Genomic DNA, 13,455 nt, shown 5'->3' on the forward strand with positions numbered 1-13,455 from the left:
AGAGCACTGTTAAGAGAATGTTAAAAAAAGCAATTTGTATAAATCTAGAATGCAGTTTCTAGCATACGATAAATTTTACATCATTTTTACCAAAGTCAGGAGTAATTTTTACCCTAGCTGCGGGACTAGCTGTTAAGATTTGGTTTGTCACAGCATTTACAGGTTTTTTATTATCGTTATCACTATGTTTAGGGGGAAATTATTTTGTTCAAAAAAGCACTGACCTTGTGCATGACCTTCACACTGGCAGCGGGTCTAGCCGCTTGTGGCTCCAATGCAAGCAATAACAACAGCGCGTCCACTCCAGGTACAGATGGTACAAAAAGCGAAAGCACAGCCTATGTTCCTAAGGAGTTAAAGGTACAGTTCGTCCCTTCTCAAAATGCAGATACGCTCGAAGCCAAAGCCAAACCGCTCGAAAAGCTGCTGGGTGACAAGCTTGGAATCCCGGTGAAAGTAACGGTATCTCCTGACTACAATACAATTGTAGAAGCCATGTCTTCCAAACAGGTAGATGTAGGATTTCTTCCGCCGAATGCTTATGTACTGGCCCACGATAACCGTAAAGCAGCCGACCTGCTGTTGCAAGCTCAACGCTACGGAATTGAAGATGCTACAGGCAAGGACACGACTGAAAAAGTAAACTTTTATAAAGCAATGATCGTGGTGAAAAAGGATTCTCCGATTCAAAGTCTAGCTGATCTGAAAGGCAAGAAGGTTGGCTGGCAAAATGTAACCTCCTCCGCAGGCTACGTGTACCCTGCAGCAGAGCTGAAAAAAGCTGGCGTGGACCCGGACACGGACGTGCAGGGTGTGACAATCAAAGGCCACGATGCTGCTATTCTGGCATTGCTGAACGGTCAAGTTGATGCGGTAGCTGTTTTCCAGGATGCACGTAACACGGTGAAGAAGGAAATCCCGGATGTATTTGAAAAAACTCGCGTCATTCATTACACAGCTAAAATTCCAAATGACACCGTCAGCGTACGTTCTGATATGGATCAAGCGTGGAGAGACAAGATCAGCCAAGCCTTTATTGACATCGCTAAAGATCCTGCAGGCGGCGAAATCATTAAAGAGATTTACACCCATGTAGGTTATGAAAAGGGCGACGATAAAAACTTCGACTCCGTGCGTGAATACGCCGAAGCCGTTGGTCAAGCGGTTAAGTAATCGGAACAAACAAGGTACTTTAATGAAGTAACAGCTACGAAACAGGCTTTACGAATGACAGGGCAGCACCGTCCATGTATTCATGGCGGTGTTGTTTTCATTCCACCCCATCGGGGGAGAAAGTTGGGAGCATATGATCGAATTCCGTAACGTATCGAAAACATACCCGAATGGCACCAAAGGGTTGAACAATATTAATTTGACGATTCAGGAGGGAGAAATGGTCGTCATTGTCGGCTTATCCGGCGCAGGTAAGTCTACCCTGCTGCGTTCCATTAACCGACTGCATGACATTACGTCCGGCGACATTGTCGTGGGTGGCAGGTCTGTCACGTCTGCTGGAAGCAGCGAGCTACGGCGCATTCGCCGTGATATCGGCATGATCTTTCAAAGCTTCAATCTGGTTAAGCGTTCGACGGTGCTCCGCAATGTACTTTCCGGCCGCGTCGGCTATCATTCAACGCTGCGAACCATTCTCGGCCTCTTTCCGAAGGAAGATATCGAACTGGCACTAACGGCGCTGGAGCGCGTAAACATCCGCGAAAAAGCCTACAGCCGGGCAGATGAGCTGTCTGGTGGCCAACAGCAGCGCGTATCCATCGCCCGTGCTCTGGCGCAGGAGGCTAAAATCATTCTGGCGGACGAGCCTGTCGCATCGCTGGATCCGCTGACCACCCGCCAGGTAATGGATGACCTCCAGCGCATCAACCGTGAAATGCAGATTACAACCATCGTCAATCTGCATTTCATTGATCTGGCGCGCGAATATGCAACGCGGATCATCGGATTGCGCGCCGGAGAAGTGGTCTTTGACGGCACACCGGAGGAGGCTACGGATGAGGCCTTTGCGGAGATCTACGGCCGGGCCATCAAGCATGATGAGCTGCTGGGAGTGGGATCATGAAGCCCGACTCTACTGCCCAGCCGCTCTCTTCGACGCAATCGTCACCGCATGCTGGACCGCCGCAGCCAAGTAAGCCGCCCGCAGGGCCACCTTTGCCAGGACGTTACAAGCGTTATGCCACCTGGATGATTTTTATTGTGGTGCTGGTAGCCTGCTCCATTCATACGGATGCCACACCTTACCAGTTGATCGTCGGCTTGCCGGAGATGGGCAAATTGTTGGGCGAAATGTTTCCACCCGACTGGAGCTACTTGCCTACCATCTGGAAACCGATGCTGGAAACGATCCAGATCGCCATTGTCGGCACGACACTGGGAGCCATATTGGCGATCCCTGTCGCGTTGCTGTGTGCCTATAATGTGATGCCGCGCAAGCTGATTTCGCTGCCGATGCGCACGATCCTGAATCTAGTACGGACGATTCCCGATTTGCTGTTTGCCTCGATCTTTGTGGCGGTGTTCGGCATCGGGCCGTTTGCAGGTATGCTCGCCCTGCTCTTCTTCTCCTTTGGCATCATAGCCAAGCTGACCTTTGAGGCGATTGAAGCCATTGATCCCGGGCCGCTGGAAGCCATGACCGCTGTTGGCGCGAGCCGCATTCAGGTCATCGCCTTTGGTGTGGTTCCGCAGGCTCTTCCTTATTTTGTGTCGTACTTGCTGTATACCTTTGAGGTTAATGTGCGCGCGGCTTCCGTTCTGGGCCTGGTCGGCGCTGGCGGTATCGGTCTGTTGCTTGACCGTTCCCTTGGGCTGTTCCGATATGATCGGGCAAGCATCATTATTCTACTGACCCTCGTCATCGTCCTTGCGATTGATTACGGCAGTAACCTGCTACGGAGGAAATTATTATGAATGATCCTACGCTTCGCAGACCTATTGGCTCCCGCCTGCGCCTATGGGCGATAGCTATTCTGCTAATCATCATTTATATTTGGGCTTTTCGCGGGATGCAGTTTGAAGGATTACAGGGGACGGCCAGAAGTGTCTCTGTCGCTATATTGGACGGCTTCCTTCATCCCGACTGGTCGTTTGTCTACATCCCTGAGGGAGAGGATTTGCTGCGCGGGTTGCTGGATACGCTGGTCATTTCAGTGCTCGGAACCTTCGTATCCGCATTTGTCTGCCTTCCGTTCGCCTTTTGGGCGTCCAGCAATATGACCCGTCTGCGTACCTTATCGGGTAGCGGGAAATTTGTGCTTAGTGTCATCCGGGTATTTCCCGAAATGATCGTCGCCATCTTGTTTATCAAAGCCGTAGGGCCCGGCTCGTTTGCGGGTGTTCTCGCCCTTGGCATTCACTCCATCGGCATGCTGGCGAAGCTTTTCTCGGAAACGATCGAAAGCGTCGATCACGGGCCCCAGGAAGCTTTGATCGCGTGCGGCGCCAATCGTTGGCAGGTGATCTTCTTTGCCGTGCTACCGCAGGTGATTCCACAGTTTCTTTCGTATTCGCTTTACCGTTTTGAAATTAATATCCGTTCCGCTACCACGCTCGGTCTGGTCGGTGCAGGCGGTATCGGTACTCCGCTACTATTTGCACTCCAAATGCGCAACTGGAACCGTGTAGGCGTTATTTTGCTCGGCATTGTGGTCCTGATCATTTTGACGGATCTTATTTCCGGCTGGCTGCGCAAAAGGATCGTATAATTAGAACTCTAAACGCCAAAAAGCCTCTCCTGTGTAAAAAGGGACATGTCATGCTCCCATTCACTCGGAAGAGGCTTTTGTCGTTCAACATCTCACTGCCAATTCATCTATGACCCGTCGGACTTCCTCAGCCGTATTGTAAAAATGCGGAGCCACACGGATAACATCCTTTCGTGCTGAAACGATCATATTTTGGCTTCTCAAATTCCTCTCCACAGCTGACACGTCGGCTACTTCAACAGCGAGCAAGCTTGGTAATGTGCCTCCCCTGTAAGGTACACGTATGTGTAACCCTTTGCGCCGTCCATATTCAACGGAAAAATCCAACAACTCACTCATATAGGCCTGAATATTCGTGACTCCAATCTCCAGCAGCAGCTTTAAAGCCGCATTGGCGGCAAAAATGCTAATAAAAGAAGGCAATCCCGTCTCAAAGCGTCGGGCTCCCGCCGCCGGAACCGGGTGAGCAATATCAAACCGGGAAGCAGGCTCCTGCCCAAGCCAGCCCGTAAGACGGGGCTTGAAGCGGTCTATTCGGTCCTTGCTTACATAAAGAAAAGCCACGCCCGGAATTCCCAGCATATATTTGCGTGCTCCCGCGACCAAAATATCTACGCCCATTGCCTTAACATCCACTGGAACGATCCCTGCAGACTGATAAGCATCCACAAACAGCAACGCCTGATTTCGATGAGCTATATCTGCAATGGATTTTAAATCCTGCTGAAATCCGTTGGTATAGTTCACTTGTGACACCATAACGAGCGCAGTTTTCTCCGTAACATGCTCCTCATACTGCTCTATCATCACTTCTCCCTCGATGGAGGGGATACAGCAGATGTGATCACGAAACATCTCCTGTGCGTGCCAGATGTGTCCCACCGTCGGAAAGTCGGTATCCGCATACACAATGCCTTCTTTACCTGGTACATAAGGAAGGGCTGTAGCCACCCCAGCAATCGCCTCAGAGGCTGAGGACAGGACCGCAATTTCGTCAGGCTCCGCCCCAATGAGCTTGGCAAAATGCCCTCTGGCCTCCTCCAAACGTGCCATAGACAGATCTCCGTTATGACCGTGTTGCAGCAAACTTCGATGATATTCCTCAATGGCAGCGGAAACCGGCCTCGATACGGCCCCCTGGGAACAGCTCCCTACATGGATATGTGAGGATAGCACTGGAAACAGCTGACGGTAGGACTGAAACGGATGTTTCATTTTTCCCTTCGCTCCTCCTAAGCACACCAACGTGCCTTGATATGATCATTTTATTATCCATATAAGCCACCTTAGAACAAGGGCCTCTCTTCCCATCTTCTCGCCGTTAACAGACGATAGACGCAAAGAGAGGCCCTGAGGGATCATATACAAAATCATAAATTAATGCACGCGTTTGCGTCCAAACCAGCTTTTAAGCACCAAAGTAGCCAGAGCTAGTAACAATAACAACGAGGCCACCGCAAAAGATGCCGAGAACTGATATTCGTTATACAAAATTTCTACATGCAGCGGCAGTGTATTCGTCTCTCCCCGGATATGTCCGGAGACGACGGACACTGCACCGAACTCACCCATGGCTCGCGCATTACACAAAATGATGCCATACAGCAGACCCCACTTGATGTTCGGCAGCGTCACTTTCCAGAAAATGCGCCAGCCGTGCGCGCCCAGCATGACCGCCGCTTCTTCCTCCTGCTGTCCCTGATCTTCCATCATTGGAATGAGTTCTCGCGCCACAAATGGAAAGGTGATGAACAGCGTCGCTAAAATAATACCAGGCAAAGCAAATATAATTTTAATATCATGCTCGTCCAACCACGGTCCAAGCCAGCCCTGTGCGCCGAACACTAATACATACATCAGCCCTCCGACGACAGGAGAGATGGCAAAGGGTAAATCAATCAAGGTGACTAGCAAGCCTTTGCCGCGAAATTGAAATTTCGTGATCAGCCAAGCGGCAGCTACACCAAATACCGTATTCAGCGGTACCGTTATCGCTGCCACCAGCAGCGTCAACCGCAATGCAGACATGGCATCTGGGTCCCGTAACGCTTCGACGTATACGCCCCATCCTTGCTTGAGCGCTTCGGTAAGCACGACGATTAGCGGCAATACCAGCACCCAGAGCAAAGCTAAAAAAGCAGCACCAATCAGCGTCCACTTCACCCAAGCGGCCTCGGTCGTGACCCTGTTGGGCGGTGCAGATGAAGGCACTGGTGCAGAAGCAAGCTCCTGCCCAGTTATCGCTTGTGACATGGTGTATCCCTCCTTAGAACGTGGGTATCATGCGCAGCCCTGCATGTTAATGTTAGATAGTTACATTAGACAGTTGAGTTTAGGCAGTACGCCGCCGTGACCAGCGCTGAATGCTGTTAATCACGAGTAACAGCACGAATGAAATCACCAACAGCATCAACGCTACCGCCGTAGCTCCTGCATAGTCATTTTGCTCCAGCTTGGACATTATGAGCAGTGGAGCAATTTCCGTCTTCATCGGCATATTGCCAGAGATGAAGACGACAGAACCATACTCGCCAATGCCACGGGCAAAGGCGAGCGCAAAACCCGTCAGCAGCGGTGGCACCAGCTCCGGCACAATAACGCTGCAGAAGATACGCCATCTGCCAGCTCCCAGCGTAGCAGCGACCTCCTCCTCGTCCTTGTCTAGCTCCTCCAGCACCGGCTGCACTGTCCGTACGACGAACGGAATGCCAATAAACATCAATGCTAGCGTAATCCCCGTCTGTGAGTACGCCATCCTCCATCCAAGCGGTTCGAACAACGAACCGATCCAGCCATTCTGCGCATACAGAGCAGTCAAAGCAACCCCTGCTACCGCAGTAGGCAAAGCAAAGGGCAGATCAATCACCGCATCAAAAATTCGTTTCCCCGGAAACTCATAACGCACCAGCACCCAGGCTATCAATAAACCGAGAAACAGGTCGATCAGCGCCGCAGCCGCGGCACACAAAAAGCTTACCTTGTAGGAAGCCAGCACCCTGACATCAGTCGCCACGTCCCAAAATTTCTCCCACGTCAGTCCAGTTGAATTCAGAAGCAGTGCCGATAAAGGCACCAGCACCACCAGACTGAGATACAGCACACTATAACCCATTGTTAACCCGAACCCGGGAAGTACACGTTTTCGAGTGGCTTGCACTTGACTCATGTTCTGTCCATCCCTCTCTGAATCCATTCACTATGACACTCGCGGCTATCGATCCAATCCCTACACAGTCCACCTATTTTATGAACTGCCGGGTACATAAATCTGGTCAAAAATGCCTTTGTCGCTGAAATGCTTCTGCTGCGTCTCCTTCCATGTCCCGAATACATCCTTCAAGGTCACGAGCTCCAATTTAGGAAATTGATCCTTGAACTTTGCCGTCACACTCTCCAGTGTTGGGCGATAATAATTTTCAGCAGCAATGGTCTGCCCTTCTTCACTGTACAAATATTTCAGGTATGCGTCCGCCACCTCGCGTGTACCTTTTTTATCTACCACCTTATCGACTACTGCTACCGGAGGTTCCGCCAAAATACTGATCGACGGATACACGATATCAAATTTGTCCGCACCCAGCTCCTTTACAGAGAGCAGTGCTTCATTTTCCCATGCAATCAGTACATCGCCAATTCCACGCTCTACGAAAGTCGTTGTCGCTCCACGTGCTCCGCTATCCAATACCGGCACATGCTTATACAGCTCCTGTACAAACTGCTGGGCCTTGGCTTCATCGTTATTGTTCTTCTTGAGCGCATAGGCCCAGGCTGCAAGATAGTTCCAACGTGCTCCACCCGAAGTTTTAGGATTCGGTGTAATAACTTGCACATCGCCACGGATTAAATCATCCCAGTCCTTAATCCCTTTCGGGTTCCCTTTGCGTACCAGTAACACGATGGTTGAAGTGTACGGGGCGCTGTTATGCTCATATTTACTTTGCCACCCCTCTTTAACGATTCCTTTTTCCTGTAGCGCATCAATATCATAGCCCAGGGCCAGAGTTACCACGTCCGCATCCAGTCCATCCTGCACAGAACGACTTTGCTTGCCAGATCCTCCGTGAGATTGCTTGATCGTAACCTTCTGCCCTTTCTCCTTCTCCCAATGGGCGGCAAATGCTTTATTATATGCCTCATACAGCTCACGGGTCGGATCATAAGAAACATTGAGTAACTCCACGTCCTTGGAACCAGCAGCAGAGCTACCATCCGCCTGCGTCCCTCCCTTGCTTGCCCCGCAAGCGCTTAGCATAATCGTTAAAACCAAAGATAGTCCGAGAATAAGTCCACTTTTCCATTGCCTCTTCATCAAGACACCCCGAATTCTATGTAATTTGTATTCATTTACGCCTGTTATTGACAGACATAATCAAAAAAAGAGCGGAGAATTCCCTGATGCAGCCCTGATAGGTCAAACCTGTCACGTGGACAGTGTCTGCCTGCTGTTCCTAGAGGTTCTCCGCCAAAATGGCGAGATCATACTTTAATTCTTTAATTCCTACCTGTTTAATGAGTTATATGGATATAATACGAGAGTTTAGGAGTGATGTCAAACCTTTTTTTGGTATGTATCATCTGGACTTTTCTTTCTTTAAGGGGGGGCAGTCAGAAACATTATATATGTTTCCGACCGTTTAGAGGTCATTTACACACGAAGTACGACTTAGTTGGCAACCGTTTCAAGATTAATCGAAAAGACTCCAAAAAGCTTCGGATTGTCCGTAGCTCTTCTCAACCACAGTTCACCCGATCCCACCATGACTCCCTGATAATTAACAAACAAATCATCTGTCTTTTGATTCACCAGCGCCTCGCGAATTGCGTCCGTAAAAATCTGATCATACTTGGCCATAAAATCTTTCTTATTCGGAATCGTTAGCGACTTTTCACTATCATTAACACGCAGAGGGTACAAAATATAATTGGCCACTTTTTCCTTGTCATTGTCGGCAACTGCCTTCTGCAGCGCTTTGAACGTGTTCAAAAACGCTTTAGGATCTTGAATACCTGCTACCTCAAATGGATTTTGCGATGGATTGGAGGCTGCCGGAGAAGAAGATGTATCCGATGAAGCAGCTGGAGCCGAAGGAGTTGATTTTTGTGCATCAGTACCGCTGTTTTCTGCACTCTCGCTCTCTTTCGCTGCTTTGTCACTTTGGGCTGAACCGCTACGATTACCACCGGCTCCGTTCTCGATTACGCTTGTACTGCTTCCAGTATCAATGGTTTCAGCATTCTTATCCTGACCACAGCCAGTAAGTGCTACAAAGGTAAGTGTAAGTAAAATGGCTGTGAGTGACAGCCTCCGTGACATCTTTTGATTACCGAATTCATGGTTTTTGGGCACAACGGGCCATCCTTTCTGCTTTCTGCTCTGACCTATTCTGTTCATTAAGTCTTCAACCGTTCTATTGTAACATAAGTAGACTAATGACCGCATGTCGTGCCCTTTCTGGAAGGAGTTTACAGTGTAATATATGCGAAGGTTTTAACGTTTCCTTGCGATCCATCATCCGTACTTACTTTCAAAATCATCTCTTTTAAGGAGTCATTTGCAGCTTCAACCTGTCCCTCTGGCTTTACAAACACCAGATCGTGGCGTTCTCCCGGCTGCAACGTTCGGCTGGAAAACCCGCTCGTTGTACCTTGCAAGTCTAATCCATTCGCACTATTGAGCTTGTATTGTACGGGTTGCTTACCTGTATTCTTGATACTGATGTATAACTTGCGCCCCTCTTCAAATCTAAAGCTCGTTTGTCCTTGTCCTCCAAATTGCATTCTTTGGTCATGTACGATACGCTTCGCTACGCCCCCTTGCTCATTCTGCTTGCTAAGCGGTACTGCCTGGTGCGTTACACTCGCCGATGATGTAGTATACGTGTTCGTCGGAAGACTAGCAAAAGTCGCATAACCCACAATTGCCCCTGCAACCCCCATCCAAACCCATTTCTCCACCATTTGATTTCCTCCTCTTCTTATCTTTCCTTCAGTCGTCACCGTGATTGCACAAAATGTTCCTGTGTGTAGGCAATGGAATGCATGCCCCTAATTTCCTCATATGAGTGTGTGGACAGTAAAAAAGGTTTCAATTGCTGTAGTAATTCCTTGAACAGGATATCCTGGTCGATCACTCCATTCTCATCCTCTGTCGCCCATTTATGTAGGCCTAGCATAAACGTGTCTGCCCGTTCCATAGCATATTCAATCAGTCCTTCATAGGCTGCTCTCCGGACATCGCTGTATAATCTGAACATGTCTCTCCCCCTCTGTGCTGCCCTTCGCTCTTACAATAAAAAAAGCCGAACTCATAGCTATTATGAGTCCGGCTGTCATATTTTTCAAACTTGATCAAAGACACCCAAACGCAAGCGCTCCATCATACATTTTGTATTCCATAACAATAGCTTATACGTTCAATGTGTTACGGGACTTTTTCTTATCCAATACACTATACACCACAAATATAATTAGATAAGCCACAATCAACAAAGTGGAGAACAAATACATTGTTTTATAAGAGGTTAATCCAGCAACCATTCCTAGAACTAAAGAGCCCCCTCCAATCCCCAAATCGAAGAAATTATAAAAGGAGCCTACAGCGTCCTCTCGCTCATCTTCGCCGACCACACTGATTGCCCAAGCCTGCAAAGCCGGGAAAATAGCTCCAAAACTCAAACCATACAGCACAGCAGCGATCAAAAATTGGAGCTCGGTCCGCGATGAAGCCACCATAACGATAGCGGCAATCAGCACGATCCCTGCGGGAATCAGGATATAAGCCGGGCCTTTGGTATCGAAAATTCTACCGGACACCAGCCGGACGAGGAAGCTTGCCATAGCTACAGTAAAGAAGAACCATGCCGCGTTGGTGAAGCCCTGCTCCTTGGCAAATAAAGCCACGAAAGACATCACTCCACCTGCCACCACGCCAACCAGCAGCGCAAGACAGGATTGCAGTAGCACTCTTTTTTCAAATAATTTAAATGGAACCTTCTGTTTACCCTTCACTGTATCCGCCGTCGTGGGTTTCGCAGAACGGCGACGAACCAATACGCTCATAATGAGCGATAACAGTAGAATTATAGCTCCCGTGGAAAACAGCCCGTTAAAACCTGATGCATGAAGCATCCATATACCAATCAGTGGCCCCACTGAAATCGCTACGGTTTCACCTACGCCAAAGTAGCCCATTCCTTCCCCCATACGGTGAGGCGGCAAATCATCTGAGGCTGAGGTAGCATACAACGTGCTCGCAATGCCGAATCCAAAGCCATGTACCAGCCGAAATACTAACAGCAGTACCAAACTACTGGAAAGCATGTAGCTTCCCGTTGCCAGCATACAAATCACAACTCCGATAATCAGAACATACTTCTTGTCCAAAAGCTGGATCAGCGTACCTGAAAATGGACGAATCAATATAGCTGAACACATAAACACGCCTGTCACCAATCCAATCTGGGATGGGCTACCGCCAAGACTTTCCACAAACAGCGGTAGCGTAGGCATAAGCATTTCGAATGCCATGAACAATAAAGCGTTGGATATCATCAAAAATATAAAGTTTCTGGACCAAAAGTTTTCTTTCACAGACACAGTTCTCTTCCCCCCAATACAATCATGTTTACTTCAAGTGATCAGTTGTTCAGGCCTGAATCAAGCCATGCCAGTAAATATCCCAAGAGCTTTCCAGACGCGGATCAAAACCGTCGGTGCCGTTGTACACCAGTTCTACCAACATGCCTTCAATTAAATTCATATAGGCTGTCGCGGCAGTTTGAGCCGGAACGCGAAGCTTAACCGATGTTTCAGTTGTTAGTCGCTCGTGTACCAAGCTGGTTTTATGCTGTACATAGCGTGTGACCAAAGCCTGAACCTGGTTTTCCAGCGCAGATGGAATTAGAAAGCCGACATATAGAATCAGACGCAAATTCATTGCACATTCATAGCGTTCCTTAAATTCGACGATTAGTCCGCGCAGAACAACTTCAAGTGATTGTTCGGATTGATCTTGAAAATAACGATCCAGTTCCAAAATCTCCTGATCCACCGCATCCGCAAATATGTCTAAAAACAATTCATCTTTGCTTTTAAAATGAGCATAAATAGACTGCTTTTTAATCCCTACCTCATCAGCAATCAGTTGCAGAGAAGCCGCATCGTATCCCTTTTTCGCAAATTGCTGCAAGCTAGCTGTTTTGATTTTTTGTAGTGTCATGTTTTTCCTCCAATTACCTTACGAACGGTCGTCAGTTTATAGGTTCAGTATAGTGTCCACACTAGAAATTGACAACCGCATTTTTTAACTCTGCCGTTCAGTTGCCTGAGAACGTGAACAACAAAAAAGCCGGAAGCCCCCAAACTGAGGGCTCCCGGCTTCATAACCATGCTACTATTACGACTTTATGAATAGGGCTTATCGCTTACTCTGTCACTGTTCCGTAGATTAGCACTGGCGCTTCCGCGTGATCCGCAATACGGATGTTCGCGTAGATTTTCTCCAGCACTTGGGCTACATCTTCACGGTTCGCATGAATAGTAACCAGTGAATCGCCTTTTTGAACAGCATCCCCGACCTTTTTGTTCAGCATCAAGCCGACAGCCAGATCAATCTCGGATTCTTTGGTCGCACGTCCTGCTCCAAGCAACATCGCTGCGGTACCGATTTCGTCAGCCACGATTTCAGCTACCACACCGTCCTGCTTCGCAGGCACCTCAATAAGATACTGTGCTTGCGGCAAGCGTTCAGGATGATCCACTACAGAAGCGTCTCCGCCCTGATTCGCAATAAACTCTTTGAATTTCTCAAGTGCTTTGCCATTGCGAATGACTTCTTTGAGCTTCTCTTCGGCGTTTTCGAGGGAATCTGCCTTCCCTGCCAAAAACACCATCTGACTGCCCAAAGCCATACACAGCTCTTCCAGATCTTTTGGTCCTTCGCCACGCAGCGTATCAATCGCTTCTTTCACTTCCAGCGAGTTACCGATGGCCAGACCCAGCGGTTGACTCATATCGGAAATGACTGCCATCGTTTTGCGACCCACATTGTTACCGATGCTCACCATGGCATGTGCCAGTGCTTTGGCATCATCTACGGTTTTCATAAATGCGCCTGCACCTGTTTTTACATCGAGCACGATGGCATCGGAGCCGGCAGCGATTTTCTTACTCATAATCGAGCTGGCAATCAGTGGAATCGAGTTTACCGTCGCTGTAACGTCACGCAAGGCATACAGCTTTTTGTCCGCAGGTGTCAGGTTGCCGCTTTGTCCGATGACCGCAATTTTGCTGCGATTCACCAAATCCACGAATTCATCCTTGCTGATTTCGACGTGGAAGCCTGCAATAGCTTCCAGCTTGTCGATCGTTCCTCCGGTATGTCCGAGGCCGCGGCCTGACATTTTGGCTACCGGAATGTCCAAGGCCGCTACGAGCGGAGCCAGTACCAGCGTTGTCGTATCACCCACACCGCCAGTGGAATGCTTATCGACCTTTACACCTTCAATCGCGGACAGATCAATGGTATCACCCGAATGAACCATCGCCATCGTCAGATCAGCGCGTTCGCGTTCAGTCATATCTTTGAAGAAAATGGACATCGCCAATGCACTGACTTGATAATCAGGAATTTCACCCTGAGTGTAGCCTTGGATAATAAAATTAATTTCCTCTGTACTCAGTTCTTTTCCGTCACGTTTTTTCTCAATCAAGTCTACCATTCTCATATGTCATT

General features: G+C 48.7%; 14 protein-coding genes. 4 read left to right on the forward strand and 10 right to left on the reverse strand.

Features of this window, described 5'->3' with window-relative positions; genetic code table 11:
* Nucleotides 1-204 precede the first annotated feature (204 nt).
* The 4 genes from KAI37_RS22145 (at nucleotide 205) to phnE (KAI37_RS22160) (ending at nucleotide 3,722) form a co-directional block, all read left to right on the forward strand.
* On the forward strand, nucleotides 205-1,173 hold the full coding sequence (locus KAI37_RS22145) for a phosphate/phosphite/phosphonate ABC transporter substrate-binding protein (RefSeq protein ID WP_076294318.1): 969 nt from the start codon (nucleotides 205-207) through the stop codon (nucleotides 1,171-1,173).
* Nucleotides 1,174-1,306: 133 nt separating this feature from the next.
* Nucleotides 1,307-2,077, forward strand: coding sequence for a phosphonate ABC transporter ATP-binding protein (gene phnC, locus KAI37_RS22150; RefSeq protein ID WP_023990372.1), 771 nt, complete (start codon nucleotides 1,307-1,309; stop codon nucleotides 2,075-2,077).
* Nucleotides 2,074-2,928, forward strand: coding sequence for a phosphonate ABC transporter, permease protein PhnE (gene phnE / locus KAI37_RS22155; protein ID WP_071643067.1), 855 nt, complete (start codon nucleotides 2,074-2,076; stop codon nucleotides 2,926-2,928). Before phnC ends, phnE (KAI37_RS22155) begins: the two co-directional genes overlap by 4 nt.
* A complete protein-coding gene (phnE, locus tag KAI37_RS22160) occupies nucleotides 2,925-3,722 on the forward strand; it encodes a phosphonate ABC transporter, permease protein PhnE (protein WP_071643069.1) in 798 nt (265 codons plus the stop codon). Before phnE (KAI37_RS22155) ends, phnE (KAI37_RS22160) begins: the two co-directional genes overlap by 4 nt.
* Before the next feature lie 84 nt (nucleotides 3,723-3,806).
* Here phnE (KAI37_RS22160) and KAI37_RS22165 read toward each other — a convergent pair whose 3' ends face one another.
* From KAI37_RS22165 to KAI37_RS22210, 10 genes are all read right to left on the reverse strand, one after another.
* The gene (locus KAI37_RS22165) at nucleotides 3,807-4,937 is read right to left on the reverse strand and encodes an aminotransferase class V-fold PLP-dependent enzyme (protein WP_220030230.1); all 1,131 of its coding nucleotides are present in this window, start codon (nucleotides 4,935-4,937) and stop codon (nucleotides 3,807-3,809) included.
* A gap of 162 nt (nucleotides 4,938-5,099) precedes the next feature.
* Complete coding sequence (cysW, locus tag KAI37_RS22170; protein ID WP_071643073.1) at nucleotides 5,100-5,975, reverse strand: sulfate ABC transporter permease subunit CysW; 876 nt, start codon at nucleotides 5,973-5,975, stop codon at nucleotides 5,100-5,102.
* A gap of 79 nt (nucleotides 5,976-6,054) precedes the next feature.
* On the reverse strand, nucleotides 6,055-6,888 hold the full coding sequence (gene cysT / locus KAI37_RS22175; RefSeq protein ID WP_071643075.1) for a sulfate ABC transporter permease subunit CysT: 834 nt from the start codon (nucleotides 6,886-6,888) through the stop codon (nucleotides 6,055-6,057).
* Nucleotides 6,889-6,966: 78 nt separating this feature from the next.
* Nucleotides 6,967-8,031 carry a sulfate ABC transporter substrate-binding protein gene (locus KAI37_RS22180; RefSeq protein WP_071643077.1) on the reverse strand — a complete coding sequence of 355 codons (1,065 nt, stop codon included), beginning with the start codon at nucleotides 8,029-8,031 and terminating at the stop codon, nucleotides 6,967-6,969.
* Between the two features lie 354 nt (nucleotides 8,032-8,385).
* Complete coding sequence (locus KAI37_RS22185; RefSeq protein ID WP_220030231.1) at nucleotides 8,386-9,069, reverse strand: hypothetical protein; 684 nt, start codon at nucleotides 9,067-9,069, stop codon at nucleotides 8,386-8,388.
* 116 nt (nucleotides 9,070-9,185) lie between these two features.
* Nucleotides 9,186-9,680 carry a hypothetical protein gene (locus tag KAI37_RS22190; RefSeq protein ID WP_220031517.1) on the reverse strand — a complete coding sequence of 165 codons (495 nt, stop codon included), beginning with the start codon at nucleotides 9,678-9,680 and terminating at the stop codon, nucleotides 9,186-9,188.
* A 35-nt stretch (nucleotides 9,681-9,715) separates the two neighbouring features.
* A complete protein-coding gene (locus KAI37_RS22195; RefSeq protein ID WP_258383011.1) occupies nucleotides 9,716-9,976 on the reverse strand; it encodes a hypothetical protein in 261 nt (86 codons plus the stop codon).
* A 151-nt stretch (nucleotides 9,977-10,127) separates the two neighbouring features.
* On the reverse strand, nucleotides 10,128-11,318 hold the full coding sequence (locus tag KAI37_RS22200; RefSeq protein WP_220030232.1) for an MFS transporter: 1,191 nt from the start codon (nucleotides 11,316-11,318) through the stop codon (nucleotides 10,128-10,130).
* A gap of 49 nt (nucleotides 11,319-11,367) precedes the next feature.
* Complete coding sequence (locus tag KAI37_RS22205; RefSeq protein ID WP_220030233.1) at nucleotides 11,368-11,940, reverse strand: TetR/AcrR family transcriptional regulator; 573 nt, start codon at nucleotides 11,938-11,940, stop codon at nucleotides 11,368-11,370.
* Nucleotides 11,941-12,145: 205 nt separating this feature from the next.
* Nucleotides 12,146-13,447, reverse strand: coding sequence for a pyrimidine-nucleoside phosphorylase (locus tag KAI37_RS22210; RefSeq protein WP_076294327.1), 1,302 nt, complete (start codon nucleotides 13,445-13,447; stop codon nucleotides 12,146-12,148).
* Nucleotides 13,448-13,455 lie beyond the last annotated feature (8 nt).

It is taken from the genome of Paenibacillus sp. S25 (assembly GCF_019454085.1).
GTDB classification, from domain to species: domain Bacteria; phylum Bacillota; class Bacilli; order Paenibacillales; family Paenibacillaceae; genus Paenibacillus; species Paenibacillus polymyxa_B.